The following is a 25,387-nucleotide window of genomic DNA, read 5'->3' on the forward strand; positions in this document are numbered from 1 at the left end:
TGTCATGTTTAATATGGAATATTGGCAGCAAGCGATAAGCCAGTTTCACTTTATTCGTCCGGGATGGTTATTACTATTCATTCCTTTTATTGCGATTATCTATCAACGTTGGTGTCGACAAGATAATGCTGAATGGCAGCATAAGTTGCCGCCTCATCTGCAAAAAGTATTAATCGTTGATAATGCGGGATGGAAAAAGCAATTACCGCTGAAACTATTATCGCTGATTTTATTTTTAACAATATTAGTGGCAAGCGGGCCATCGTGGCAGCGTGAACCATCGCCTTTTGGTGAAGATAAAAGTCCGTTGCTCATTGTGTTAGATAGCAGCTACTCAATGTTAGAAAAGGACGTAGCACCGAGTCGCCTAGTAAGAGCAAAGCAGAAAATAAATGATTTACTCGAGCTAAGAGAGGGGGGAAAAACAGGGCTTATTGTTTACGCTGGCAGTGCGCATTTGGCGATGCCTTTAACGCAAGATAATGCCGTATTTGCTCCTTATTTAGCGGCTATTTCTCCTGATGTTATGCCGAAGGATGGCAAGGCGGCGTATAAAGTCATGCCTATTATTAAGCAACAGTTTGCTAATGAAGATAGCCCAGGAACGGTATTGCTTATCACCGATGGGGTGATGGGATCAGACTATCGTGACTTTGAAGAGTATTTTCAATCAACACCACAGCAATTGCTTATTCTTGCGGTTGGCGATGAAGATGCTACCAGTGATTTCCCCGTTAATATTGATTCTCTTAAAGATATGGCTGATCGCACGGGTGGAAAAATCACGATGCTTTCCATTGATGGAAATGATGTGGCGTGGTTAGTGAGTAATATCAACGCACATATGTTGATGAGTAAGCATTCAGCAATGCCTTGGCAAGATTTTGGTTATTACCTACTGTTTCCAATAACATTATTAATGTTGTTATGGTTTCGAAAAGGCTGGATGGTGCAATGGTGTACCGTGCTCATCGTTTCTGGTTTTCTATCGCTGTCGAGCCCTAACTTATATGCCCAGACAGAGGTTGTGAATACCGCAGTAATGAAGCAAGAGGATAAAGGACTATTTGATTCTCTCAATCAATATTGGCTTGATTTATGGTTAACCAAAGATCAGCAAGGTCAGTGGTATTTTAATCGCTCGCAGTTTTTAACCGCGGCTCAACATTATCAAGATCCATTACGCAAAGGGATCGCCTTTTATTATGCCTCTGAGTTTGAATTAGCTTATGAAGCGTTTTCACAAGTTGAATCTGAAACCATGATGTTCAATGCAGCCAATGCATTAATTCATCAACGAGAATATGTAGCGGCAAGAGCGTTATTAAAGCAGTTCTTAGTCCAGTACCCTGATAATAGCTCTGCGAAACATAATTTATTACTTGTGCAGCAACGGATTGATGAAATAAATCAGTTCAGTGAAAGCCAAGCCAATACTGAAGAATTCCAAATGGCTAAGAACCTTCCTGAAAATAAGCCAAAAATTGCAGAAGGGGCTGATGAGCAAGTTATAGAATCAAGGGATGCAAAAGAGCAATTAAGCGCTGAAAATATATTAGCAGATAAGGAAATAGCCAATAAATGGCTACAACGAGTAGAAGCGGATCCTAAACAGTTTTTACAGGTGAAATTTCAGATGCAAACGCAGACTCAGAAGGATAAACGTTAATGCGCTATGTTAGCTTTTTATTCATTATCTTTAATGTCTTGCTCTATCCGGTAAGGGCTGAGACTGTTAAAAACAGTGATTTCGAGTCACTGCTTGCAAACCATCAGGTAGATATACAAACGAGTATTGCTGAGCAAAATAATGATGAAAAACAATCCCAAATAGCTGTGAACCAACAAGTACGATTAGTTGTTGATGTATCCAGTACAACTTGGTTTAGCGGTGGGACAAAAATTGCTCCGATCGATGTGCCTCAACTGGTTGTACAACAAAATGACTTACGAGCGATGAATTATGCTCGTTCTCAACAAGGTCAGACGTGGTCACATCAACGATGGGAGATCCCGTTTTATCCGCAAAGAGCAGGGGCTTTTGTGATTCCTGCCATTGCGATAGAAATTACCGTTGCGTTAGAAAATGGGAATAATGCGACGGGTGTGATTTATACCAAGCCACAGAAAATCATGGTGACTGACGCCAATATAGAACAATCAAAAGGGCAAGCATTGTTAGCGTCATCAAAGGTTAAGCTGGATCAGCAATGGAATACGAATGGCAGTGACAAGTATGAAGTAGGTGATGCAATTGAGAGAGAAGTTACCTTAGTGGCTGATGATTACCTTGCTATGCTGTTACCGCCATTATTGTCGTCTGATATTTCTGGTAACGCTCATCGATATAGTGAGCCTGTTATATTGCAGGATACGAGTAACCGTGGCCATCGTATTGCAACAAGAATAGAGAAAGATACCTATATATTACAAACAGGTGGAACAATTGATATACCTGATATTGAGCTGAAATGGTGGAATACTCAAACACAAGAAATAGAAACATTAACCTTAGAGGGAAAGGTCATTGTTGTTAAACATACGCTTTCTTCGTGGTTAAAAGCATATTGGGGTTATTTATTCGCCGCCTTTCTTGTGATTATTTTATGTGTGTATTTTCTTAGAAGAATCAATGCTTATTATAAGACGCATCCATTACCTGATGCATTGATATTTAAAAAAGCATTAAAAGAAAAAGACTGGCCAGTGGTGAGATTATATTTATATCGACGTTTGTATACGAAGACTAGACTTTTAGAGCTTAAGAAACTCTCTGAAACAAAGTGGTGGCAAACGAAGAGTAACGTTATTCAGTCTGAACAATTAGATGGAAAGAAACTCTGGAAAACATGGTTTGCAATAAAAAGTAAAAGTGAGTGATTAGGTCTGCGCTATATTTTAAGTGGAAGCTTTACAATGGAGGTTATCCAATGTTGTAAAGCCTCACTTTTTAATACTTTAGTCACTTTATTCAAAGAACGATTCAAGTAGTGAATATAAGCCACGAAGTAAATCCATTTAACACCTTCCATAGTCAAAAATTGGCAACAGTAATTTGTGCGACATGCATCTCTGTTGCTCTATTCCAGAATAGATTTATTCGCTTTTTAGTCAATATTTGTTAGCGGGAATATCTCCGATAGTGAAGCTTGATCACGATATTTGAAACTTTGCATTAGTGGTAATACTTATCAGTATTTTCCTTCCGCTACACTTAGGAAAATAGTGGAATAAGGAGACGCTAAATGTGGTTGAGTTCGAACTGTAGATATCTGTCTTCTTTACTTTTTATTGTGACTTTTTCGCTATTACTTACCGCTTGTGATGATAATCACCAAGAGATAGATCTAAATGCGGAAGGGTACCCTGATCTCAGTAGGGTTGCCGCACACTCTGCTACGACACCTTATCAGTATCTGGAGTGCGCCAAAAATTATCGAAATAGCTGTTTAGTCAGCCGATTTCCGCCGTTAGGTGCTGGGGTTAATATATCTGTGACTTTAGACGATATTGAGCAACGAATCTTTGTTTCTCACCCTTGGATGGCTGAACGATTTTTATCAGCCTTAGCGTTGCTTCCGTCCGAAGTCTTGTCTTTATTTCGCTCCGTCGGTGCTATCGTCATTGCTGATGATATTCGTCCTTCTTTTTATAGTGCTAATACCGCAACCATTTATATTGATCCTCGTTACTTATGGCGCAACCAGGAGGAGTGGCTAACTATTATTGCTAAACAAGACTTTCGCGATCAATTTCAGGCTAATGTACCGTTTCTGGCGGTAAGGCAAAGTGTCGATAGTGAGGGAAACTACGCGCCTTGGGTGAGCAATGAGTATGCAGAAAATAATACGATGCGTACAACCGAGCAGTTATTACCCGCCTTATTTAGGCTACTGGTGCATGAATTGGCGCATGCTGTGGATGCGATTCCACCTGCTTCCCTAACATCACTCGATCCTCGTCGGACTATTTATCAAAACATCAACTCGATGACCCCATTAAATCAGACTCTCTATGATCGGTTTCCACTGCAAGATGGTCTTTTGTTTGATGCAGCCAATGTACTGTATGACGGTGTAACGCCAAGCTACGAGGTTAGTACACTCACTGCTTTACAAGCTGGTGCTCATTTTGAGGTAGAAGGTGCAAGTGATTTATATGGCTACAGTAACCGAAAAGAAGATATGGCAATGTTATTTCAGTCTTACATGATGTATGAGCACTTTGGGTTGCAGGATAGGTTTTTATTTCTTTCACAAAATGATGTTATGGCATTGGGTTGTGGTCGTTATACCGTGGAATGGGGACAAACAGGGCGTATGTTTGATCCTTTAGTCTATGAGCGAATGATGTTAGCTGCTGAAGCAATATTGCAGCGAGATCTCTCCGTTAGCTCTACCCCTGAGCGTAAAGCCATGCAGATCCCCACAGGAACATCATGGTGTGAAATGATTGATGAATAGATAGGAAATGCGAACACTGTTTGTATCTAACAGCATTCGCAAAAATGATTGCGGAAACTAAATGTGGCGGGATGCTTTATTGTATCTAGTTAAAGATTGCAGATGTATGGGGTTACTCCCAATCCCAATAGCTACTTTCATGCTGTTGAGTAAATAACATTCTGTAGCCACTGATCGTATGGTGACTGATGTTGGTCATGACTTTTTTAAATTGCTCTGTGGTGAGGTGAATAAGATTTTCATGATCACCCGCTTCAAGATAAATGTCGTCGATATCAAACAGCATGTCATCGACGATCATATCAAGATGATAGATCTGCCCTATATTAGGGATCGCGCCAGGGCTACAGTCTTGGAATAGCGATGACAGTTCATGCTCACCAACAATACAGTACTGTTTACCCGTAATTTTACTCACCTTATCTAACATGACACGACGATTTGCCGGTATCACAGCCATGAGATAATTATGTTGTTGATCTTTTAATATGACAGATTTAGCTAACTTCGTTGTGGGAACATGCGCTGATATTGCTGAATTAAATGATGAATCGGTAGGACGATGGTGGACTAGCTTAAGCTCAATATGATGGTGTGATAAATATTGTTGGACAGAGATTGCTGTGGCCATAATTGCCTCCTCATATCTTCGCCTTAGTTTATTTAAAAGACATAAAGATAACGTCGATTATCTGTTTGTTATACGCTAAACATAAACGCGACACTTAACAATAAGTATGGCAGCTATCTAATGTTGTATATGAGTTTATCAATATAAAAAATACTCTGAGTGAGCTCTTTTTATTATTTAAATTGTTTTTCGAGTGCGAGTAATTGTTGCTTGATATGATTCCCTCCCGCATATCCTCCTAAATTTCCACTTTTAGTGATCACTCGGTGGCAAGGTACAATAACGGATAAGGTATTTTTACCATTAGCGCTACCGACAGCACGACATGCGTTTGGATTATCAATCGCATTGGCTAATTGTTGATAGTGCCATGTCTGACCATAGGGAATTGTCGTTAATGTTTGCCATACACGCTCTTGAAATTGCGTGCCTTGAAACGATAAAGGTACAGAGAATTGTTTTCTATTGCCTGAAAAGTATTCAGCTAATTGTTCCTCACATTGCAGCAAGATAGCATGGTCTGGTTTGAATATAGCGTGATGTAAAGAGGGGATTGTATGGCTTTCAAACCAAACTGAAAGCAGTGCATTGTCGTTTGCTGTGATAGTCATTTGTCCTAATGGGCTATCAATGTGTTTGAAAAAGATATCCATATCGGCTTGCCAAATTCGAGGTGAGTGATGACTTTATTATGGGGAATATAAATCTGCAATTCAAACGTTGGTATTTAGATGTTAAAAATAACAAAGTAAAAGATAGAAAACGCTAACCTTGCATATAAAATAACAAGGTTAGCTGAACATTATTTATTATTTAACGTGTTGCTTTAAATAGTCTAATGCGCCTTTAATTGCAGCAACTTGCGCCATATTACATTCTTTTTCTGTCACGCGGGGGCTATCAGGATAGACTTCGGTCGTCGAGGTATACAATGCATCTGTTACGCTTGCACATAACCCTAATGCTTTTAATGGATAGTTAATTACACCTTCTTGGGTAATCGCTTCACCAATAATATTTCCGTTGTCATCAGGTGGTGCTATATGGGTAACGTGGCGTACTTCATCAATAATTGCAGTTTGGAAAGCATCTTGAGGGTTTTCGGTATCACCAACCACATAGAAGCCGTCAGGTACACTGTCTTCAATATATTCTTTACCGTCACGTGCTGCTAGTGCAGGACGAAACTCGGACTCGTCGGTATCTGTCGTTTCATGAAGATCAATATGCGCCAAAAATGATGTTTTTTGGTCTTGGACTAAGCGCATTAAAGCCGCTGATTCTTCTGCAGGGCTATTTGGAATGAATGAGCGGTTAGGATCAACAGCGTTAGGGTTCCAACGGTTGATGGTTTCATAACCCCAAGGGCTCACACAAGGTGCAATAAGAATATTAAAATCATCACTGTAATGTTTGGCTTCTAAAGCGGCAAATGCAAGTGCACCGTGGACACCGCTCGTTTCATAACCGTGAATACCACCGGTAATTAAAATTGTTGGTTTATTGCTATCCCAATTACGCGATTTTATCGAAAAAAGTGGGTATTTATCAGGGGCATAAGACAGAGCACCATACTGAGTGATATCAAAATCATTTTTCAATGCATCAATTTTTGTCACAACTTGCTCAAGGTAAGAACGTTTAATGGTTGTTTGTGCTAACCATTGTGCTTTTTCGACGCTTCCCCAAGCTTTACCTGCTTCACCAATGTGGTAGGTAGATGACTGCATTATTGCCTTCCTATTGTAATTTTAAATTAAATAACTTTTTACATTATGCTTAAGTTTTTGGCAAATATGGTTTTATTCATAATGAATAGTGTTGCTATAGATATAAGGTAAGTTTATATCGAAAAATAATAGATGAATATTATTTATTAAACTCAATCAGGAGGTTGCAGTGAATTAAAGATTCTTGCCTTTTTATACAAGTAATTAAAGGCTCAATATTAAGTTGCAATAACAACATATAAAAAATATTGTCATACAAATCAAAGGGGATATATTTAGTTCGTTTTCACAAATAACATAATAGGAAAAGACGATGAGTACTATCTTAAATGAATTACAAGTTGAAGATGCAAAATTACACCTTACTCGTCCTCTAGCCACACCTACAGATTTAAGTGTAGACGCGACTAAAGAGATCAGTGGTGCACTAACAGCGATCCTTGCTGATGTTTATGCAATTTATATGAAGACTAAAAACTTCCATTGGCATATGAGTGGTGCACATTTCCGTGATTATCACTTAATGCTTGATGAGCAAAGTGTTCAATTGTTTGCAATGACCGATGACATTGCTGAACGTGTGCGTAAAATTGGTGGAAAAACTTTACGCTCTATTGGTGAAATCTCACGTATGCAGCGTATTTTAGACAATGATGCTGATTATGTTGAACCTGCAGATATGCTTGCTGAACTTTGTAGTGATAACAAACAATTAGCTGCAGAACTTCGTGCAGCGCATACTTTGTGTGATGACTGTGGAGATTATTCATCAGTGAGTATGATTGATAATTGGATCGATCAAACCGAGCGTCGTGTTTGGTTCCTTTATGAATCATATTGTCATTGATAAGAATCTCTGTCTATTACGATAGAAAATGAAGCTTCTCTATAAAATATAATAGAGAAGCTTTTTTATTATATTTGTAGCAAGTTGCATTGATAAATAAAGAATAAAAAGAGAAACATCAAACCATAACGATGAAACAAAGTGTTATGTTTGAAAAAAGTTGGTTTATTTTTTGCAGTTATTCATCCTTCACAGTGGGAGAGATGAATGAGTATTGTTGCAGGTGTGATTTCAGAATCTTGGACTTCAGATTTATTGCTCATAAAAAAAGAGATCGCTCAACATTTATCGCGTAATCCGACCGATATAAGGCATGAGTATTTCGATAATCACTTGTATTTTTGCCGAGTCGCCATTGATTGTCATCGAGAATCGAGCTGGGCTGAAAATCATTTACGCTTTTCTATGGTTCTTGGACATACCTTAATGTCTTCTTCACTAACTCAAGATGTTAATACGCTTTTGCAGCAGAACCTCTCGAATTTCCCACAATTATTGGCTAAGGCTCAAGGTACGTATTGCGTGTTAGATTATAACAAGCAACAACGAGCACTAACTATTTTTGCCGATAGCTTAGCAATACGTCCGCTTTATTATATGAAATATAAAGGGAGCGTAATTTTTAGTTCCTGTTTACGTTTGTTCAATGAATTGAGTGTGACGTTAACAACTAATTTAGCGGGGGCGACTGAATATGCGGTAATCGGTTATTCACTTGGTAATAAAACCCACTATAACGAAGTGTACTCTATCCAACCGGGAGAAAAATTAACCTTAACAAGCGATTCACTTGTTAAAGAGCGGTACTTTCGATGGTCTGATATGCCGTTTAATTGTATTGATGATAGTGAAGGAACACTTCAGTTAGATCATGCCTTTAAGCAAGCGGTCGACCTAGCAATAGGTAATGATCTTCATGCGATCAGTACACTGTCAGGTGGGTTAGATTCTCGTGTTATTGTCGCTGAGTTGTTAAAGCGCGGAATAAAATTAGAATGCATGAACTTTTCCTATCAACGGTCGCAAGATGAGGTTTATGCCGAAGTTTTTGCACAATGCCATGATTTTCCACTGCATATTGTGAATGTCAGTGATACTCAAGAGCAGAGTATCGAGCAACGTTTAGGACATTATTGGCGAGCGACACAGTATCCATTTTATCTGCAAGTGGAGAGGCCTAGGCTAGTATGGTCGGGTAATGGTGGCAGTGTATGTATTGGTATGGTGTTTTGTGATGATCATATTCTTGCTGCATGTGCCAGTGGTGATCCTTTTGCAGTGGCAAAAGCATATTTAAAACATCAGCATGCTTATATTCCTAAGCGAATGGTAAAACAAGGTGCGAAATTGCAGCAGCAGTTAGAGCAAAATATCGTTGAGTGCTTATGTCAGTACTCACACTTACCATTAGATAAAGCTTTTCAACTCTTTTTGTGGGAAAACGATCAACACCAACATATCGCTCCTGCACTAGAAGATATGGATAAATTTCGATTAGATTTTCACTTACCGTTCTACAGTAAAGCGATGCTGGAAGTGATGTTCGCGTTACCGGTATCTTCAGCGGTAAAACATCAACTCTATATGAAATGGCTTAATCAGTCATATTCAGAAGCGTTACTTACGCCGTGGCAAACCTACCCAGGACATTTACCTTGTCCGCTAAAAAATAATCTATTACCGCCGTTAAGCCAGTGGCAGTTAGCGTCTAATGTTAGAAATAAACTGGATCTACTGAAAATAGGCGTCAGCACTTTATTTGATGCGAAAGGTGAGTTTTATAATCGTCATTACCTAGGGGCTAATTGCGTACTGACAGCATTAGGATTATACCGTGGTGAATCAACATTGAATGTTGTTAAGCGTATGAATCAAGTCCTGAAATCCCCTCATTAGTAATCATAGGCAGAGTTAGCTAAAATACGCAGCCTAGTTATCGACAGTGATGAGTTCTGCGTTATATGCGATTTTTAAAACTATCTGTTCACCCTGATCTTACCAATATTGACTTTAATACAACGGACTTAGCTATATTTCAACGCGATGCCGCAAGAGCCATTGTATTAAATGGTGAAGATATTTTGATGTTATACACAGAGCGTTATCATGATTACACCTTACCTGGTGGTGGCATTGACGCTGGAGAAGATAAAGTCGAAGGGTTGATCCGAGAATTACAAGAAGAAACTGGCGCAAGAAATATTCGAGATATTAAAGCGTTTGGTCAATATGACGAATATCGTCCTTGGTATAAACCAGATCATGATGTGGTTAATATGAAATCATACTGTTACGTTTGTACTATTGATAAAGAGTTAGGCGCAACTCGCTTTGAAGATTACGAAATTAAAAATGGCATGAAGCCGGTATGGATCAATATTTTTGATGCTATAGCGCATAATGAAGAGACGATTAAACATTCTGAGAAAAAGGGTATGTCGATTGAGCGTGAAACCTTTTTATTGAAACTGATAGCAGAAGAGCTCATCACTGTTAATGCATAAAAAACGGAGGCATTGAGCCTCCGTTGTATTGAAATCAGTTCGTGATTATTTCACTTTCTTAAATGTCACGGTGTGGCGTTCAGAGCTGATAATCAATGTGTTCTGGTTCACTAGATAATCTGATGGACCTGTTAGCATTCTTTTTACGAATCCATCAACAATAGCTTGTTCGTTTTGAATACACATTTTACGGGTCGATGCTAAATTTTTAGTCAGTAAATTCTGGCCAGTTAGTGTCAGCTTGCCTTTTAATGTATTACAACCGTGGTAAGTGACGGTTAAGTTATTATCAATCACTAATTCTGGCTGCTTAGGTAATGCATCTACAGGCTCTGAATGCCCATCAATCGCCATTACTGCCCATGTGCTTGGAAGCGCAGCAGCATCTTTAGGGGAAGAGCTACAACCAGTTAATAGTGATGTCAGGAAAAGCGTACTTAATAAAATCTTTTTCATTATATTTCTCATGTCGTACAGCAAGAAGGTGCGTTAGATACAGATGTTGACGATGATAAAGAGGCAACGGTCAATAGTCAGATGTGTCAATAATAACGCAATATTGTTCTGTGTCTTGCTTACAAAAGTCAGATGAACATTAAAACTAAACAAGCCATGAAGTGTGACAAATAACCGTAAAAATGTAAACGGCATCTTTTTTTTATTTGTATGTTTTTATTAATCCGTAAATATATGAATAATAGGTGTACTCATTATTTTTAAGGATAATTATTTAATGCAGAAGGTTACGCTAAGTTCACCCACTGGAGATAAGTATATAACGCCATCAAAAGTGGTATGTGTTGGTCGAAATTACGTTGAACATATCCACGAGTTAAATAATGAAGTCCCTACGCAACTTGTCTTGTTTGCTAAACCCAATTCTGCCATTTCTCAACAACTCAATGCTAAGCATAGTAACGATTCCGTACATTATGAAGTTGAAATTTGTTTTATGTACCAACAAGGTCAGTTTATGGCTGCAGGAGTGGGGATTGATTTAACAAAACGAGAATTACAAGCGAGCTTAAAACAAAAGGGCCTACCGTGGGAACGAGCAAAAGCGTTTGATGGTTCCGTGCTTTTTAGTGATTTCGTACCACTTCCTAATATTACTGAAACGGAATTCGAAGTGGTGTTTGAACGACAACAAGACGTTTTACAGCGTGGAGTCAGCTCTCAAATGATCACAAAGCCTGCCGCTATTTTGCAGGAGATCCAATCATTCATGACATTAGAAGATGGTGATATTGTTATGACGGGTACACCAAAAGGTGTCGGTGAAGTAAATGCTGGTGGGCATTACACTGCGAGCCTTTATATTGATGGGCAAAGAGTGGTCGCTCAGTCATGGGTTGCGGTATAGCGCTATAATAACCTGATTTTAATTGACAAAAATTTCGTATATTTACAGCTAAGCATTGTTACAATACTTAGCTGTTTTTCTATGTGAAGAAAGTAATGTTTCAGCAAGAGCATGTGATTAAATTAGCAAATATGAAAATGCCGTTTGGTAAGTACGCTGGTCGAATCCTTATCGACTTACCTGAAGAGTATTTATTGTGGTTTCAGAAACAAGGCTTTCCTGAAGGGGAGTTAGGAATGCTGATGGCTTTGGCGCTTGATTTTAAAATTGAAGGTCTAGAAAGCGTGATTCGACCATTACGTAGAGACTAGGCGTTGTTTCAATACAGGTAATAGAAAAGATTTTTAAATGAAAAAAGTACTCTCATCTATATTGCTGTTTTTTGGTGGATTGACACTGTCAGGTTGTGCCCAGCATTATGCGGCAATCAGTGATATTCCGTTTTCTGATGCTAACTTTAAACGTTGCGTTATTTTACAAGGCAAAGCATATAGCGAACAGATTACTGAGTTGAAATGTGACGGTTTACATATATCAAAAATTAAAGAATTGAGTAATTTTCCGAACTTACAGCAGTTAGATTTAGCGAATAATCACTTAACTCAGCTTGATATTAGCCATAACCCTAAATTAGAACTTCTTAGTGTTGAACATAATCAGCTTAGCAAATTGAAAACTAAATATAATAAACAATTAAAAGTGCTAAATGTAAGTTTTAATCACTTAACATCGCTTGATGTGAGAAAAAATAAAGAACTCACGTATTTAAATTATTCGGGAAATCATATTAAAGATGTTGATATTAAAAATAATCCAAACTTATTAGCACCTTATGATAAAACCTATGTCACTAATGGCCCATCTAATTAATTTTTTCAAAATCAGATAAGGAAGTCATTTTATGTTTAACGGAATACATCATGTTGCGATCATATGCTCTGATTATCAGCGATCTAAGTACTTCTACAGTCAAATATTAAAACTAGAGATCATCAATGAAACTTATAGACCGCAACGTCAGTCGTACAAATTAGATCTACGTTTGCCGGATAATAGCCAAGTAGAACTGTTTTCTTTCCCTGATGCGCCTAAAAGACCCAGTTATCCTGAGGCGCAAGGACTACGTCATCTGGCGTTTTCTGTGGATAATGTGGAATCTGTTGTGGCATATCTAGTTGATCATGATATTGAAGTAGAAGCTATCCGCATTGATGAGTTAACGGGAAAGAAATTTACTTTTTTTAGCGATCCAGATGGATTACCACTTGAGTTGTATCAGTCTTAACTTTAAGAAGTGTAGGTTTTTAGCTAACAAAGATATGCATATAAAGGTATATTGTGTTGGTTAATAATTAAACATTGGAAGGGACGTGATGCGCAGAATTATATTTAATCAGAAAGGTGGGGTAGGTAAATCAAGTATTACCGTAAATTTAGCGGCTATTAGTGCGGCGAAAGGGCACAAGACATTAGTGATAGATCTCGATGTCCAAGGTAATTCAAGCCACTATTTGGGGTATGATATTAATCAAAAAAGCGATAAAACCATTGCTGATTTACTCAATCAAACCGCCTCTTGGTTTTCAATGGCATCACCAACATTAGATTACCCCCAACCGACTGATTATGAAAATTTATTCCTCATTCCATCGAGTCCTAAATTAGATAAATTAGAGCCAGAATTAGAGCGCCGCTATAAGATCTATAAGTTACGTGAAACATTAGATGAATTAGAAAAAGAATATGAACACATTTATATTGATACCCCACCAAACCTAAATTTTTATACTAAGTCGGGATTAATTGCGGCGCATAACTTATTGATCCCATTTGATTGTGATAGTTTTTCACAACAGGCATTGATCAATTTAATGGACAATTTAGCAGAGCTTCGAGACGATCATAATCGTGAGTTGTCATTAGAAGGTATTGTGGTCAATATGTTTAATGCTCAGGCAAACTTTCCTCGTCAGATTATTGAAAGCGTTAAAGAGTTAGGCTTCCCAGTATTAGAGCCTTATCTACCTCAATCGATCAAAATGAAAGAATCACATTTTCAACAAATTCCGCTTATTCATTTCCAACCAAAGCATAAATTAACCCAGCAATTTTCTCTATTACATCAACAATTAAGTGATGCTAAACAAGCCGTTAAAAATTAGCCGTATTTTTTATTGCTTACAATTAAAAAGAGCGAGATTAATGCTCGTTCTTTTTCTGGTTAGTCATCTTTGTTGGGAAAATGTTTTTCGTATTCTTCCATAAAATCTTGTCGAATTTCTTGCTCTAAATGAGTCGCTTGCTCTGTTGGACAAAATAACATGAAGTGAACAATTTGTTCGCCTGTCGCGCCACTACTTATATGGATATGTGGTTCTGAGCCCGGTAAATCAACACCTGCATGTTTTTCTATCATACTGTTATAGCGACGAGCGACGTCAATAAAATCTTCACAATGATGCTCTATTTTTTTGACCATAGTTGGTAGTAAAGGGTAGAGGTTGAGGAAATTGGGTACTACGATAGAAAAGTTATGGTAAACATAACGCTTCATAAAATTGAGGTTTTTTACTGGGTAAGTGAAAAACATGCTGTTGGGTAAGGTTGCTGTTTTTCCTGTGTAATGATATTGGCCATGATGAAGATCGATCTCTTGGATAACCGTTGCCATCATATTGTGTTCGATGACTTCGCCACATAACTTGCCCACTTCAATCCAGTCACCGATTCGAAACGAACGTGAGCTTGCGCGTTGAATTGATCCTGTAATACAAAGAATAATTTCTTTCGATGCGACAACAATGGCAACCGCGATCGCTGTGACAGATAAGGCAAACTCATTAATTTCTGAGCGCCAAAGGATGAAGAGTAAAAGGATAAGAATAGAAAAGGTGCCATTTTTGGTTCTAGACATCCATTTTCGTTGTTCTTCTGAAAGAAAGAGTTCTTCCCCTCGAATTTTGGTCAAAACCAGACGACGGATCAGTGAAACAATCACAATGATCAGAGCACTTAGCAGTAATTTGTGTGCGATGAGGAAGTTAATAACTTCCATAACCTTATCCATCGTTATTCCTTTTTATCTCAATACATCAATAAAGAGTTATATCAAAAAAAACAGATGGATGTGTTAGATAAATCAAAACTTTATAGAGGCTGGTATAAGACAACTTGGTATTTGGAAATGATGTATAGAGAAAAAGTGATAAAAAAAGGAGCGATAAGCTCCTTTAAAAAGATGGCGAGATCTTATTTATTATCGCGTTTGTATAGCTCAGTAAAAGAACGTTGGTAAGCGACGGCAATTTTTTTGATGATTTTCTTAGTCATAGTCACAACCTGATACTGTATAAAACGAGATAAAAGTAATAAAAAAGTAGATTTAGAGGCGTTTTTCTCTCTTGTTGACGCGCATTATACGTATGTTCCAAATGCTGAGAAATGAAAAAAAGTAGAGCTTGGCATTAGTTTTTTTAATGCATATTTCTCAATCAAGTTGGTTTGATTTATTTTATTTAAAATCAATGGTTTATTCTTATCGTTCGCTGTTTTATTAGTGTGGTGTTTATCTTTTTTCATAGATAAATAATGCTTTTGGATAATTTTAATTAGGCTCTAATCGCGAGTGAAATATGAGATTTTTGAAAAAATTGCCATTAATAAGGAAATAATCAGTGAAACATTCAAAAGACCACATTAATTAGCTCTATTTAGACTTTAATATCCATGTTAGTGTTTTCATGGGATGTTTTTTATACGGAGGTGATGCTGAACAAACAAGTATGTAATGAGTTTGTGGTGTTTAGCTCAGTAACGGTGCCTCTTTACTTGCTGGCTGGCTTAATAACACGATTGGTTGGTATCAGCTTAACCTTGTCGTCATTCCATTCATGTTCGTCATTATTGCCATGTTATTTATGTTTAAACCTAAATTAATTGTTTCGTTTTAACCTCAAAAGTAACGCTATGTTTATGATTATTTATCGTAATTTTAAGGACTTCAGTCTAAGTTTGATTAGGATAGAATCATAAAATGTAGAGAATCTCTGAGTATGAAAAGTGACATAATTCTTATAGGTAAGGGCGAAAACAAAATTGGGATCGATCCTAAATATGCCAATCGTCATGGTTTTATTGCTGGAGCAACAGGTACAGGTAAAACGGTAACACTCCAGTGTTTAGCTGAGGGTTTTTCATCCCTTGGTGTGCCCGTTTTTCTTGCTGACGTAAAAGGTGACTTATCAGGTATGGCGAAGGCTGGTACCGATAACACAGTTGTTCAAAAACGTTGTCGTGAAATTGGCATTGATGATTTTCAATTTACTTCTTTTCCCGTTGAGTTCTGGGATTTGTTTGGGAAAGAAGGGGCAAAAATCCGCGCAACGTTAGAAGATATGGGACCGCTATTATTAAGTCGTTTGTTAGATTGTAATGATGTTCAAGAAGGATTAATTAATCTAGCGTTTGAATATGCAGAAGAAAACCAAATGCCGATGTTGGATTTGGATGATTTTTCTACCGCACTAAATTACTTAGGCGATAACTCAAAACAGCTGGGTGGGATGTACGGACGTATCAGTAAGTCCTCTATTGCTGCTATTGAGCGGCGTTTATTGGGCTTTAAACGCCAAGGTGGTAGCGAGTTTTTTGGTGAGCCTGCATTGGATTATCATGATTTCATGAAAACTGCCGCAGATGGTCGAGGCATTATAAATATTCTGGATGCCAGTACCTTGATCCAATCACCAAAGTTGTACTCAACCTTCTTATTATGGTTGTTGTCTGAGCTTTATGAAAACCTACCGGAAGTCGGTGATCTTGATAAACCTAAATTTGTGTTCTTTTTCGATGAGGCTCATCTACTGTTTGATGATGTACCGAAGGTCTTCTTAGATCAGATTGAGAAAGTGGTACGTTTGATCCGCTCTAAAGCGGTAGGCATCTATTTTGTAAGTCAAAATCCAACCGATATTCCAGATTCAGTATTAGGACAACTCGGTAATCGTATTCAACATGCGTTACGTGCTTATACCCCAAAAGAGAGAAAAGCCGTAAAAGTTGCAGCTGAATCATTTAGGGATAACCCAAATTTAGATGTTGTTAGCTTGCTGGGTGAATTAGGCGTAGGTGAAGCATTAGTATCAGTATTAGGAGAGGGCGGTGTACCATCGGTAGTTGAACATGTCACTATTCGTCCTCCGGAGTCGCAAATTGGTCCTATTAGTGCTGATAAGCGCATTGAAATGCTAAACACCAGTCAGTATTTTCAGCAATATAAAGTAGCAGTTAATCGTGAGTCAGCTCATGAAATATTAAATAAGCGCACAGAGCAGAAAAAGCAACAAGCACAAGAAGCTGAGCATGAGAAACAGGAACGTGCAAGTATTCGAAAACCTCGTCGCTCTCAGCGTCAAACATATACTGAATCGTTTATTAAAACCTTATTAAGGCAACTTGCGAATGCAATCGTAAGGGCGTTATTCAAGCGGCGTTAATTTAATGACTAAATCTCTTCTGTGTTAACGATAAAGAGATACGGTGTAAATCTTATATTGTTGTCGATAAATATGTTATTGAGCCCATGGCTTTTTTATAAGAAAAGCGTAAGGTTTTAAGCTTCTATTTTTAAAGGATAATAATAGACGTGCATATTTTTACAGATAGAAAAAAAATCCTGATTGATACGCGAAGTTCTGATGAGTTCTTAGCGGGTCATGTTGAAGGTAGTGTATTTGTTGGATTTGGTGGAAAACAATTTAAATGGTGGCTTGAATTAATGCTGCCGGATAAAGACATTCAATTAGACGTTATCGCTTCGCCTAATAATCAAGATCAAGTAAAAGAAACATTACAATCACTAGGTTATACCCATATCAGTTTCCATGCGCTTGAAGGGACATTGTCTCAAGTTGAACATATATCTGCTGAAACGCTAGTAACGAAGGCATCAGAGCTAAATATTTTAGATGTGCGTGAACAAGATGAAATAGCAAAAGGTGCGCTGCCTAATGCTGAATCATTACCTTTATCCGATATTGTGCAAGGAAAACTGCCTTCAGAAAAAGATAACTTTGTTGTCCATTGTGCTGGAGGATATCGTTCTTTGATTGCTATTTCATTGCTAAAATTACTACGACAATGTCATTTTATTCAAATTGACGGTGGATACTCTGCAATTAAACGCCATATGTAACTGTTTTATATAAAGCAAAGTCATTGATAAATGATATTTATTGATAATATTATTTTATAAAAGTTATCAGTGACTTTGTTTTCCTTCTTCTAAAAAAACTTTTTTTTTACACAAAAACAGCTTTTCGATGAGCATTTTTACTACGTCTAAATGTTATCAAAATGTTGTTGATTGTTTGCCTCTCGTTGCAAAATCCATGAAATTTAAAAATTCTTGTACGAATATTTGTGCAAAAGAATGGATACCTGACTTATTTTTTTTGAAAAATAGCCAGTCTCTGAAATGCTGAATACATGTTTCTACTTATAAAAAAAGTCATACCCTGTACCAGACGTAGAAGCATTATATGCTTAATGTTGAGTATAAATTCAAGGATTGAGAGATAGATTATGATTCGATTTAACCTTTGTGCAGCAGGAATATCCCTTGCACTGTCAGGCGCTGCTTTCGCGGCACCTACGGCACCAAGCATTGATCTGTATGGTTCTAACAACCTTCAGTTCTCTAAAATTGAGCTAGCGATGGAAACAACATCTGGCTATAACGACATGGTTAAATACCATGACAAAGCTAAGATTAATGTGAAATTTAACCAATGGAGTGGTAAATCAGGCGATACTTACAACATCTATTTTGATGGTGAAAAGGTCGCATCTGGCCCAATCAAAGGTAGTCAAACCACAGCTTCTTTTGAGTACGAGCAAGGCGGCTTGTACCAAATGGAAATCGAAGCGTGTGACGAAACAGGATGTGCGAAAAGCGCGCCAGCACAAATCACTATTGCAGATACAGATGGTTCACACTTACCTCCTTTAGCAATGAATGTTGATCCAAACAACAAATCATATGATACCGACCCAAGCGTTGTTATGGGTACGTATTTCGTTGAGTGGGGTATCTATGGTCGTGAATATACAGTAGATAACATTCCTGCAGACAACTTGACCCATATTCTTTATGGCTTCATCCCAATTTGTGGTCCAAACGAGTCTGTGAAATCAGTAGGTGGTAATAGCTTCAACGCACTACAAACTGCGTGTAAAGGTGTTGATGATTACGAAGTTGTTATCCATGACCCATGGGCTGCATTCCAAAAGAGCTTTAAGCAAGCAGGTCATGAATATAGCACACCTATCAAGGGTAACTATGCAATGCTAATGGCATTGAAACAGCGTAACCCTGATCTGAAAATTATCCCATCAATCGGTGGCTGGACATTGTCTGACCCATTCTTTGATTTTGTAGATAAAGCAAATCGTGACACATTCGTTGCATCTGTTGAGAAATTCCTAAAAACGTGGAAATTCTATGACGGTGTAGATATTGACTGGGAATTCCCTGGTGGCGGCGGTCAAGCAGCAGATCGTGGTGATGTAGTAAAAGATGGTCCTGCTTACATTGCGTTAATGCGTGAACTACGTGCAATGCTTGATAAGTTAGAAGCTGATACTGGTCGTACTTATGAGCTAACATCAGCAATCGGTGTTGGTTACGATAAGATCGAAGATGTTGATTATGGCGAAGCTATCCAATACATGGATTACATCTTCGCAATGACATACGACTTCTACGGCGGTTGGAACAACGTTCCTGGTCACCAAACAGCACTTTACTGTGGTAACTTCATGCGTCCTGGTCAGTGTGATGGTACAGGTCTTGACGAAAATGGCGAACCGTTCAAAGGACCTGCTTACACCTCTGATATTGGTATTCAGTTACTTCTAGATCAGGGCGTACCTGCTAATAAACTGGTTCTTGGTGCAGCAATGTATGGTCGAGGTTGGACAGGTGTAACACCTGATACACTAACAGACCCAACAGATCCAATGACAGGTACAGGTACTGGCAAACTGACGGGTAGCAAAGCTCAAGGTGTTTGGGAAGACGGTGTAATTGATTACAAAGGCATTAAATCATACATGCTTGGTGCTAACAGCCAAGGTATCAATGGCTTTGAATATGGTTACGATGAGCAAGCAGAAGCACCGTATGTGTGGAATCGTTCAACAGGTGACTTGATCACATTTGATGATGAGCGTTCTGTTAAAGCTAAAGGTAACTACGTTAAATCGCTTGGTCTTGCTGGTTTATTCTCATGGGAAATTGATGCGGATAACGGTGATATCCTAAATGCAATGCATGAAGGTGTATCGGGCGCGGTGATTGATAAGCCTAACAAGGCACCAACAGCAGCAGCTGGCGCAGATCAAACTGTTTCAGGTCCTGCATCTGTAGCGCTTGATGGTTCAAGCTCGAAAGATTCTGACGGTAGCATTGTTAGCTATGCTTGGGAGCAAGTATCAGGTACTGCGGTAGCATTAACTGGTGCTGATTCTGCTACAGCAAGTTTCGCCGCTGCAGAAGTGGTAGAAGCTGAGCAATTAACGTTCAAACTAACAGTAACAGATAACAAAGGTGCAACGGCATCAGACACTGTTATTGTAACGGTTAATCCTAAAGATGTTGTCGTACCACCAACAAACACGGCACCAGTAGCAAGTGTAACAGCACAACAATCAGCGAACGCTGGCGATGTAGTTGTTGTTGATGCATCAGCTTCTTCAGATGCAGATGCGGGTGATACGCTAACGTTTGATTGGACATTACCAGCTGGCGTTAATGCAACAGTTAATGGTTCACAAGTACTATTTACTGCGGCTGAGTATACGCAAGACACTAACTTAGTCTTTACTGTAACGGTATCTGATGGTGAAGCAAGTTCAAGTGCTTCAGCGACAGTTGTTGTTGCTAAACATACAACGGTAGAGCCACCTGTTGATACATGTGATAACGCATGGGATGCAGCAACAGTTTACACTGGCGGCGACCAAGTAACTCAAGACGGTAAAGTATGGGAAGCTAAGTGGTGGACACGAGGCGAAGACCCTGCGAAATCTGGTCAATGGGGTGTATGGAAAGAAGTTGGCGTAGCTAACTGTCAATAAGCGTAAAATTAATGAGCTGGTAATAATGCAGTAACCTATTCATCAGCCATTACAACATGCTTTAAGTAATTATCCCCTGAGACATTTAGTGTCTCAGGGGATTTTTTATTATGCGGATAAAAAAGGCGCTAAGCATTAAGCAAAGCGCCTTTAAGATATTGATTACATTATGTTAGTTAATGTATTAACGGCTAAGAAATGCGTAGCCTGTTGTAAATGCAGCTTCTTGGAATTGACGTAAACCGGTATCACGGAAGTCAACCGCCATTGGGTTACGCTTTAGCTTTTGCTTAATGTCAGCATTGGTCATGAAGTTAACATCAACATCTGGAATAAGCTGGATAGCCGATTCTAATTTAAAACCTACTGCGCTACCTGCAAATTTGCCACGCGTTTCACGGTTACGGATCACAACCTTATCTACTTGGTAATCATCCAGTAGTTTTTTAAATGCGAATTGGAAATCACGCATTTGTTGGTTATCTAGAGAATCTTCCATGATGAACTTTTGTGTACGACATTGTGGAATATCGAACATGCCATTTTGAAGTGAAAGAAGACAAATAACCGCTTCGTTACTACGTAGCTCAACAGCACAAATTTTCATGTTAACACCTGAATCTGAATATTTTGGCGCTTATTGTAGGCGAAAAAGGGATTAGCTGTTAGTTCCGATTGAATTTTTCTTATGCATTTTTATTACAAACGAAGAATATTAAAATATCGATAAATTAAATAAGGATAATAAAACCAGAAAACTGTTCCATATTTCTATATTTATGACGGTTTAATCAATGTAATTGCATCGATAATGGTGAAATAGGGAAGGGAGAAATCGCATTTGTTCTGTTTTTAGTTACGGTTATTTTTTGCAAACTGAGTACAGTTTCTAGAGAGGAGAATCGTTATGACTATAACGAATGTGATGTCGCAATTTTACCTTCAACGTCTTAATGATACTGAAAATAACGAAGAATATGATGCCATAATCAAGATGCTTACGTTATGTAACTGGGTGCCACGTGTTCAAGATGAAGAAGAATAAGTACGTAGTTATAAACCGCCAATAAAAGAACGCTATTGGCGGTTTAAATTCAATTCGTATTAGCTACGTTTTGCAGGTGTGTACGAACGACCTGCAGCTTGATACGTTTCTTTATCGTTAATTTCAAAGGTCGTGTAGAAGAACCATGCAATGAAGCGCATCAGCTCATCATTAGCATTCATTACCCACTCGGCAAACTCTTCTTCTTCACCTTGGTCGTTTTCTTGGGTGAAAACGTGGTAAATACGCTGTTGTCCGTCGATTTCAGCAAGACTAAAGTGACCAATCATTGCTGCTGCTGTTTCTGCAATTTCAGGCTCATCGTTGTCTTTTAACGCATTTAGGATCGCTGAAACGCTATCGAGTGCTGCCAATTCTTTTACTAAAATCTCAAATTCTTCTTGTTGCATGCTTAATATCTCTGTGACGTTTTACGTTATTGTAATCGTAATTAAATCGACGACCTAATTTTTCCATAGAAACAGGAATAATGGCCTTAATCGTTTTTCGGTTGAGAATAAATTGGGCCTAATAGTTCGAGTTGGGTCAGGTACATACGCATATCGAATTCCAATTGGTGATAGCGAGGTTCCATATGGCAACATAATGCGTAAAACGCTTTATTGTGTTCTTTCTCTCGTAAGTGTGCCAATTCATGAACTACTATCATTCGCAGAAATTCAAGTGGCGCTGATTTAAAGATGGAGGCAATACGGATTTCATGTTTGGCTTTTAGCTTACTTCCATGGACGCGCGATATGAAGGTATGTAGACCTAGTGCATGATTAATAACGTTGATCTTATTATCGTAAGCCACTTTACTGATAGGCGCTGATTTTTTCAGATAGGAATTTTTAAGTTCAACGACATAATCATACAGTGCTTTTTCTGTTTTGATGTTATGTGGCGTCGGGTAGCGCTTTAAGAGCAGCGTCTTGAGCGTATCATTATCGATAAGCTGTTGTACTTGCTCAGTAAGATGAGTTGGGTAACCCTGTAGATATTTTAGTGGCTGCATAACGTGACAAAATAGATAAAACGGTCATGCTATAAGTTGATCGCATTTGAGGCAAATAAAATATCTACTGGATATAATTATATCTATAATATCAAAGTGATATCTTAATCTGTTTTAGAAGGCTCTTTGTATGTCGTTGCGTGTCCCACCTCCAATATTATTGTTATTATCCGTGTTAGCCATGTACTTACTTTCTCGCTTTTATCCGATTCTAACCATTGACTTTAGTGGTAAGAGTTTACTGGTTTCGGTGTTGTGTTTTATTGGCGTTATCCCAGGATTTACAGCGATAATTGCGTTTGCAAAGGCGAATACAACAATTGATCCCCGCCATCCACAGAAAACATCACGGTTGGTGACGACCGGTATTTATCGCTTTACGCGTAATCCAATGTATATAGGGTTAGTCTTTTTCCTATTAGCTGCTGCTTTTTATTTTTCCGCGCTGAGTTGCTTTGTGATCGTACCTATTTTTATATGGGTGATGAATAATTTTCAAATAGAGCCAGAAGAAGAGGTATTACTCGCTATGTTTGGTGATGAATATTTGCAATATTGCAGAAATGTTCGTCGTTGGTGTTAATGCGTCATACGATATTAATTGAGAATAGGGAGTGTAAGGAAAATAACGGTTTACCTCGACGTCATTTTCCTTACACTTGCGAGCACGTGAGTTTATTACTTGAAAGCTTGAGTAATAAAGAGACAAAAGAAAACTGAGGGAAAACGAATGAGCAAAGCGAAAATTGGTATTGTTACGGTAAGTGATCGCGCAAGTGCCGGCATTTATGAAGACATTTCAGGCCAAGCGATTATCGATACGCTAAATGATTATTTAACCTCAGAGTGGGAGCCTGTTTATAAGGTGATCCCTGATGAGCAAGATGTGATTGAAGCAACACTTATTGCAATGGCAGACGAAGAAAATTGCAGCCTTATTGTTACGACAGGCGGCACTGGCCCTGCTAAGCGTGACGTGACACCTGAAGCGACTGAAGCGGTTTGCGATCGCATGATGCCAGGTTTTGGTGAGTTGATGCGTGCTGAATCACTTAAGTTTGTACCAACTGCGATATTGTCTCGCCAAACTGCGGGTTTACGTGGCGATAGCTTAATTGTTAATTTACCAGGTAAGCCTAAATCGATTCGTGAATGTTTAGATGCTGTTTTTCCTGCGATTCCATACTGTATTGATTTAATGGATGGTCCATTCTTAGAATGTGATGATGCTGTGATAAAGCCTTTTAGACCAAAGCAGAAGTAATACAGTGCTATAAATAAAAAAGTAACCTTATGGTTACTTTTTTTATTTAGTAATACTCAAAATAGCAATGTATATATATACAGTTGTATGTGTTTTCATATCTTTTTATTGTTATTTTTGTGTAAATTAAATTAGTACTTGCTCACGAAATTAAGCATAATATAAATATTAATTCCAAAATTATTTATTCATATTTTCAAAACTGAAATTCAAAAAAACACATAAAATTTAAAATCATTTAAAAACAGATGGTTAGTAATTTTTTGTTTTTAAATATATTCTTAAACTTATATTTGGTGCCTTTTTGAACAGTATTTGAGTTTATATTAATCATTTGTTTTTCAATTGCTATTATAATATTCTATGCGACCAAAGAGAAACATCTCTGATATTTATTACACATACTGTGTATTTATCCATTATATAAATAAAAAACCATGTTTTATGGTTTTTAAAGCAGGCTAGAATATGGATGTTAAACAAAGCTGGGGTTTTATTTCTATTTCAATTGGCGTTGTATCGCTATTATGGGCAAGTATTTCTTTAAGTGGTATGGTCGGACAAGAGCATGTACTGATGGAAATGGGATCATATATTCATGCGAGCAGTACTGATTTTCCTAATGCAAATTATGCAGAAAAAGTTTTAGCCGCTGAGCGTCATAAAAACTTTGTGGTGTTATTAACGGGTCTTGTCATGGCATTGATCGGCTCGATCATGATTAAAGGTCGATTTAACAAGTTTTAAGTTACTTTTTCTTATGAGAAAAACCGCAACTATGTATGTTAAAAGTACATTGTTGCGGTATATAAACCGATATTACTGTGCAGATTGTGGTGCTACGCCTTTGGGTACGTAAGCTTTCGTTCCCCAAAGAGGCACAGTCGATAAGCTGTGCTTGTAGCTACCTGATGTTTCTTTTGTTGAGTATGATAAATACATCAATGTTTCAGAAGCAGGATCATAAATACGACGAATCTTCATTGTTTTAAAGAAAATACTTTTCGACTTTTTAAATACCACTTCACCCGATTTTGATTTGTCTATTTTTGCAATCATATCAGGTGTAATTTCTCCTGTTTGACGACATGAAATCGAAGAATCAGATGGATCCGCTAAGCTTAAATCTGCCTCAATACTTGCTATATGACAGGTAACACCAGGCACTAATGGGTCCACTAAGGTATTTAATTTAATATCTTTGGTGGTAAATACTCCTAGTGATACATCGCCAACTTCATTATCCGAACAACCACTTGTTAATAGCGCTGATGCTATCAGTCCTGCCACCATTATGGCTTTTTTCATTATTCACTCCTTGGTGTATTCGCCGTAATCGATTTATTTTTATTTACGACAGATCGAATATATAGATTTATACGTG

27 protein-coding genes are annotated in these 25,387 nt (G+C 38.0%); 18 read left to right on the plus strand and 9 right to left on the minus strand.

What is annotated here, in order from left to right; genetic code table 11:
• Positions 1 to 4 precede the first annotated feature (4 nt).
• The 3 genes from BTO08_RS16910 (at position 5) to BTO08_RS16920 (ending at position 4,463) form a co-directional block, all read left to right on the plus strand.
• A complete protein-coding gene (locus tag BTO08_RS16910) occupies positions 5 to 1,669 on the plus strand; it encodes a VWA domain-containing protein (protein WP_105061801.1) in 1,665 nt (554 codons plus the stop codon).
• Positions 1,669 to 2,880: a BatD family protein gene (locus tag BTO08_RS16915; RefSeq protein ID WP_105061802.1), complete on the plus strand. Its 1,212-nt coding sequence runs from the start codon at positions 1,669 to 1,671 to the stop codon at positions 2,878 to 2,880. The genes BTO08_RS16910 and BTO08_RS16915 overlap by 1 nt, the downstream gene beginning before the upstream one ends.
• A gap of 365 nt (positions 2,881 to 3,245) precedes the next feature.
• The gene (locus tag BTO08_RS16920; protein ID WP_105061803.1) at positions 3,246 to 4,463 is read left to right on the plus strand and encodes a hypothetical protein; all 1,218 of its coding nucleotides are present in this window, start codon (positions 3,246 to 3,248) and stop codon (positions 4,461 to 4,463) included.
• A 112-nt stretch (positions 4,464 to 4,575) separates the two neighbouring features.
• Here the strand turns inward: BTO08_RS16920 and BTO08_RS16925 are convergent, their stop codons facing one another.
• The 3 genes from BTO08_RS16925 to BTO08_RS16935 form a co-directional block, all read right to left on the minus strand.
• On the minus strand, positions 4,576 to 5,094 hold the full coding sequence (locus BTO08_RS16925; RefSeq protein ID WP_105061804.1) for a YbaK/EbsC family protein: 519 nt from the start codon (positions 5,092 to 5,094) through the stop codon (positions 4,576 to 4,578).
• Between the two features lie 173 nt (positions 5,095 to 5,267).
• Positions 5,268 to 5,747: a methylated-DNA--[protein]-cysteine S-methyltransferase gene (locus BTO08_RS16930; protein WP_105061805.1), complete on the minus strand. Its 480-nt coding sequence runs from the start codon at positions 5,745 to 5,747 to the stop codon at positions 5,268 to 5,270.
• 156 nt (positions 5,748 to 5,903) lie between these two features.
• Complete coding sequence (locus BTO08_RS16935; RefSeq protein WP_105061806.1) at positions 5,904 to 6,824, minus strand: M14 family metallopeptidase; 921 nt, start codon at positions 6,822 to 6,824, stop codon at positions 5,904 to 5,906.
• Between the two features lie 313 nt (positions 6,825 to 7,137).
• On the opposite strand from BTO08_RS16935, the gene BTO08_RS16940 reads away from it, so the two are divergent.
• From BTO08_RS16940 to BTO08_RS16950, 3 genes are all read left to right on the plus strand, one after another.
• Positions 7,138 to 7,671 (plus strand): Dps family protein, encoded by a 534-nt coding sequence (locus tag BTO08_RS16940; RefSeq protein WP_105061807.1) that lies wholly within the window; start codon positions 7,138 to 7,140, stop codon positions 7,669 to 7,671.
• Positions 7,672 to 7,878: 207 nt separating this feature from the next.
• Complete coding sequence (locus tag BTO08_RS16945) at positions 7,879 to 9,567, plus strand: asparagine synthase-related protein (RefSeq protein ID WP_105061808.1); 1,689 nt, start codon at positions 7,879 to 7,881, stop codon at positions 9,565 to 9,567.
• Positions 9,568 to 9,632: 65 nt separating this feature from the next.
• Positions 9,633 to 10,175 (plus strand): NUDIX hydrolase, encoded by a 543-nt coding sequence (locus BTO08_RS16950; RefSeq protein ID WP_105061809.1) that lies wholly within the window; start codon positions 9,633 to 9,635, stop codon positions 10,173 to 10,175.
• A gap of 45 nt (positions 10,176 to 10,220) precedes the next feature.
• On the opposite strand, the gene BTO08_RS16955 is transcribed toward BTO08_RS16950, so the two are convergent.
• The gene (locus BTO08_RS16955; protein ID WP_105061810.1) at positions 10,221 to 10,631 is read right to left on the minus strand and encodes an META domain-containing protein; all 411 of its coding nucleotides are present in this window, start codon (positions 10,629 to 10,631) and stop codon (positions 10,221 to 10,223) included.
• A 277-nt stretch (positions 10,632 to 10,908) separates the two neighbouring features.
• Between BTO08_RS16955 and BTO08_RS16960 the strand changes: the two genes are divergently transcribed.
• The 5 genes from BTO08_RS16960 to BTO08_RS16980 all read left to right on the plus strand — a co-directional run bounded on the left by BTO08_RS16960 (position 10,909) and on the right by BTO08_RS16980 (position 13,700).
• A complete protein-coding gene (locus BTO08_RS16960) occupies positions 10,909 to 11,538 on the plus strand; it encodes a fumarylacetoacetate hydrolase family protein (protein WP_105061811.1) in 630 nt (209 codons plus the stop codon).
• 95 nt (positions 11,539 to 11,633) lie between these two features.
• Positions 11,634 to 11,849: a DUF3820 family protein gene (locus BTO08_RS16965; RefSeq protein WP_105061812.1), complete on the plus strand. Its 216-nt coding sequence runs from the start codon at positions 11,634 to 11,636 to the stop codon at positions 11,847 to 11,849.
• 37 nt (positions 11,850 to 11,886) lie between these two features.
• The gene (locus BTO08_RS16970; protein ID WP_105061813.1) at positions 11,887 to 12,408 is read left to right on the plus strand and encodes a hypothetical protein; all 522 of its coding nucleotides are present in this window, start codon (positions 11,887 to 11,889) and stop codon (positions 12,406 to 12,408) included.
• 31 nt (positions 12,409 to 12,439) lie between these two features.
• Positions 12,440 to 12,823 carry an SMU1112c/YaeR family gloxylase I-like metalloprotein gene (gene gloA2 / locus BTO08_RS16975; protein WP_105061814.1) on the plus strand — a complete coding sequence of 128 codons (384 nt, stop codon included), beginning with the start codon at positions 12,440 to 12,442 and terminating at the stop codon, positions 12,821 to 12,823.
• Between the two features lie 88 nt (positions 12,824 to 12,911).
• Positions 12,912 to 13,700 carry a ParA family protein gene (locus BTO08_RS16980; protein WP_105061815.1) on the plus strand — a complete coding sequence of 263 codons (789 nt, stop codon included), beginning with the start codon at positions 12,912 to 12,914 and terminating at the stop codon, positions 13,698 to 13,700.
• A gap of 59 nt (positions 13,701 to 13,759) precedes the next feature.
• Here BTO08_RS16980 and BTO08_RS16985 read toward each other — a convergent pair whose 3' ends face one another.
• Positions 13,760 to 14,605, minus strand: coding sequence for a mechanosensitive ion channel family protein (locus BTO08_RS16985; protein WP_105061816.1), 846 nt, complete (start codon positions 14,603 to 14,605; stop codon positions 13,760 to 13,762).
• A gap of 985 nt (positions 14,606 to 15,590) precedes the next feature.
• Here BTO08_RS16985 and BTO08_RS16995 point away from each other — a divergent pair.
• From BTO08_RS16995 to BTO08_RS17005, 3 genes are all read left to right on the plus strand, one after another.
• Entirely contained in the window at positions 15,591 to 17,033 is a 1,443-nt protein-coding gene (locus BTO08_RS16995) for a helicase HerA-like domain-containing protein (RefSeq protein WP_105061817.1), read from the plus strand.
• Positions 17,034 to 17,182: 149 nt separating this feature from the next.
• Positions 17,183 to 17,731 (plus strand): rhodanese-like domain-containing protein, encoded by a 549-nt coding sequence (locus tag BTO08_RS17000; RefSeq protein ID WP_105061818.1) that lies wholly within the window; start codon positions 17,183 to 17,185, stop codon positions 17,729 to 17,731.
• Between the two features lie 389 nt (positions 17,732 to 18,120).
• Positions 18,121 to 20,676, plus strand: coding sequence for a glycosyl hydrolase family 18 protein (locus BTO08_RS17005; protein ID WP_105061819.1), 2,556 nt, complete (start codon positions 18,121 to 18,123; stop codon positions 20,674 to 20,676).
• A 184-nt stretch (positions 20,677 to 20,860) separates the two neighbouring features.
• On the opposite strand, the gene BTO08_RS17010 is transcribed toward BTO08_RS17005, so the two are convergent.
• Positions 20,861 to 21,283: a DUF3010 family protein gene (locus BTO08_RS17010; protein WP_006644285.1), complete on the minus strand. Its 423-nt coding sequence runs from the start codon at positions 21,281 to 21,283 to the stop codon at positions 20,861 to 20,863.
• Between the two features lie 300 nt (positions 21,284 to 21,583).
• Here BTO08_RS17010 and BTO08_RS22370 point away from each other — a divergent pair, with 300 nt between their 5' ends.
• Positions 21,584 to 21,721, plus strand: coding sequence for a hypothetical protein (locus BTO08_RS22370; RefSeq protein ID WP_181316924.1), 138 nt, complete (start codon positions 21,584 to 21,586; stop codon positions 21,719 to 21,721).
• Positions 21,722 to 21,780: 59 nt separating this feature from the next.
• Here BTO08_RS22370 and BTO08_RS17015 read toward each other — a convergent pair whose 3' ends face one another.
• Complete coding sequence (locus BTO08_RS17015; protein ID WP_005364069.1) at positions 21,781 to 22,131, minus strand: hypothetical protein; 351 nt, start codon at positions 22,129 to 22,131, stop codon at positions 21,781 to 21,783.
• 86 nt (positions 22,132 to 22,217) lie between these two features.
• Positions 22,218 to 22,739, minus strand: coding sequence for a M48 metallopeptidase family protein (locus BTO08_RS17020; RefSeq protein WP_105061820.1), 522 nt, complete (start codon positions 22,737 to 22,739; stop codon positions 22,218 to 22,220).
• A gap of 130 nt (positions 22,740 to 22,869) precedes the next feature.
• Here BTO08_RS17020 and BTO08_RS17025 point away from each other — a divergent pair, with 130 nt between their 5' ends.
• The 3 genes from BTO08_RS17025 to BTO08_RS17035 all read left to right on the plus strand — a co-directional run bounded on the left by BTO08_RS17025 (position 22,870) and on the right by BTO08_RS17035 (position 24,750).
• Positions 22,870 to 23,322 (plus strand): methyltransferase family protein, encoded by a 453-nt coding sequence (locus tag BTO08_RS17025; RefSeq protein WP_005364073.1) that lies wholly within the window; start codon positions 22,870 to 22,872, stop codon positions 23,320 to 23,322.
• 147 nt (positions 23,323 to 23,469) lie between these two features.
• Complete coding sequence (mog, locus tag BTO08_RS17030) at positions 23,470 to 24,003, plus strand: molybdopterin adenylyltransferase (RefSeq protein WP_105061821.1); 534 nt, start codon at positions 23,470 to 23,472, stop codon at positions 24,001 to 24,003.
• Between the two features lie 468 nt (positions 24,004 to 24,471).
• Positions 24,472 to 24,750, plus strand: a complete 279-nt coding sequence (locus BTO08_RS17035; RefSeq protein WP_105061822.1) for a molybdenum cofactor biosynthesis protein — start codon at positions 24,472 to 24,474, stop codon at positions 24,748 to 24,750.
• Between the two features lie 72 nt (positions 24,751 to 24,822).
• Here the strand turns inward: BTO08_RS17035 and BTO08_RS17040 are convergent, their stop codons facing one another.
• Complete coding sequence (locus tag BTO08_RS17040) at positions 24,823 to 25,311, minus strand: CreA family protein (protein WP_105061823.1); 489 nt, start codon at positions 25,309 to 25,311, stop codon at positions 24,823 to 24,825.
• Between the last annotated feature and the right edge of the window lie 76 nt (positions 25,312 to 25,387).

This window comes from Photobacterium angustum (assembly GCF_002954615.1).
Lineage (GTDB): Bacteria > Pseudomonadota > Gammaproteobacteria > Enterobacterales > Vibrionaceae > Photobacterium > Photobacterium angustum_A.

What these genes read in the sequence shown, in the direction of transcription:
- BTO08_RS17005 (WP_105061819.1), top strand. Translation starts at nt 18,121, where the DNA reads ATGATTCGATTTAACCTTTGTGCAGCAGGAATATCCCTTGCACTGTCA.
- BTO08_RS16995 (WP_105061817.1), top strand. Translation starts at nt 15,591, where the DNA reads ATGAAAAGTGACATAATTCTTATAGGTAAGGGCGAAAACAAAATTGGG.
- BTO08_RS16970 (WP_105061813.1), top strand. Translation starts at nt 11,887, where the DNA reads ATGAAAAAAGTACTCTCATCTATATTGCTGTTTTTTGGTGGATTGACA.
- BTO08_RS16915 (WP_105061802.1), top strand. Translation starts at nt 1,669, where the DNA reads ATGCGCTATGTTAGCTTTTTATTCATTATCTTTAATGTCTTGCTCTAT.
- gloA2 (WP_105061814.1), top strand. Translation starts at nt 12,440, where the DNA reads ATGTTTAACGGAATACATCATGTTGCGATCATATGCTCTGATTATCAG.
- BTO08_RS16930 (WP_105061805.1), bottom strand. Translation starts at nt 5,747, where the DNA reads ATGGATATCTTTTTCAAACACATTGATAGCCCATTAGGACAAATGACT.
- BTO08_RS17015 (WP_005364069.1), bottom strand. Translation starts at nt 22,131, where the DNA reads ATGCAACAAGAAGAATTTGAGATTTTAGTAAAAGAATTGGCAGCACTC.
- BTO08_RS16925 (WP_105061804.1), bottom strand. Translation starts at nt 5,094, where the DNA reads ATGGCCACAGCAATCTCTGTCCAACAATATTTATCACACCATCATATT.
- BTO08_RS16985 (WP_105061816.1), bottom strand. Translation starts at nt 14,605, where the DNA reads ATGGATAAGGTTATGGAAGTTATTAACTTCCTCATCGCACACAAATTA.
- BTO08_RS17035 (WP_105061822.1), top strand. Translation starts at nt 24,472, where the DNA reads ATGGATGTTAAACAAAGCTGGGGTTTTATTTCTATTTCAATTGGCGTT.
- BTO08_RS16910 (WP_105061801.1), top strand. Translation starts at nt 5, where the DNA reads ATGTTTAATATGGAATATTGGCAGCAAGCGATAAGCCAGTTTCACTTT.
- BTO08_RS17020 (WP_105061820.1), bottom strand. Translation starts at nt 22,739, where the DNA reads ATGCAGCCACTAAAATATCTACAGGGTTACCCAACTCATCTTACTGAG.
- BTO08_RS16940 (WP_105061807.1), top strand. Translation starts at nt 7,138, where the DNA reads ATGAGTACTATCTTAAATGAATTACAAGTTGAAGATGCAAAATTACAC.
- BTO08_RS16955 (WP_105061810.1), bottom strand. Translation starts at nt 10,631, where the DNA reads ATGAAAAAGATTTTATTAAGTACGCTTTTCCTGACATCACTATTAACT.
- BTO08_RS17010 (WP_006644285.1), bottom strand. Translation starts at nt 21,283, where the DNA reads ATGAAAATTTGTGCTGTTGAGCTACGTAGTAACGAAGCGGTTATTTGT.
- BTO08_RS16960 (WP_105061811.1), top strand. Translation starts at nt 10,909, where the DNA reads ATGCAGAAGGTTACGCTAAGTTCACCCACTGGAGATAAGTATATAACG.
- mog (WP_105061821.1), top strand. Translation starts at nt 23,470, where the DNA reads ATGAGCAAAGCGAAAATTGGTATTGTTACGGTAAGTGATCGCGCAAGT.
- BTO08_RS16950 (WP_105061809.1), top strand. Translation starts at nt 9,633, where the DNA reads ATGCGATTTTTAAAACTATCTGTTCACCCTGATCTTACCAATATTGAC.
- BTO08_RS16965 (WP_105061812.1), top strand. Translation starts at nt 11,634, where the DNA reads ATGTTTCAGCAAGAGCATGTGATTAAATTAGCAAATATGAAAATGCCG.
- BTO08_RS16980 (WP_105061815.1), top strand. Translation starts at nt 12,912, where the DNA reads ATGCGCAGAATTATATTTAATCAGAAAGGTGGGGTAGGTAAATCAAGT.
- BTO08_RS22370 (WP_181316924.1), top strand. Translation starts at nt 21,584, where the DNA reads ATGACTATAACGAATGTGATGTCGCAATTTTACCTTCAACGTCTTAAT.
- BTO08_RS16920 (WP_105061803.1), top strand. Translation starts at nt 3,246, where the DNA reads ATGTGGTTGAGTTCGAACTGTAGATATCTGTCTTCTTTACTTTTTATT.
- BTO08_RS17025 (WP_005364073.1), top strand. Translation starts at nt 22,870, where the DNA reads ATGTCGTTGCGTGTCCCACCTCCAATATTATTGTTATTATCCGTGTTA.
- BTO08_RS16935 (WP_105061806.1), bottom strand. Translation starts at nt 6,824, where the DNA reads ATGCAGTCATCTACCTACCACATTGGTGAAGCAGGTAAAGCTTGGGGA.
- BTO08_RS17040 (WP_105061823.1), bottom strand. Translation starts at nt 25,311, where the DNA reads ATGAAAAAAGCCATAATGGTGGCAGGACTGATAGCATCAGCGCTATTA.
- BTO08_RS16945 (WP_105061808.1), top strand. Translation starts at nt 7,879, where the DNA reads ATGAGTATTGTTGCAGGTGTGATTTCAGAATCTTGGACTTCAGATTTA.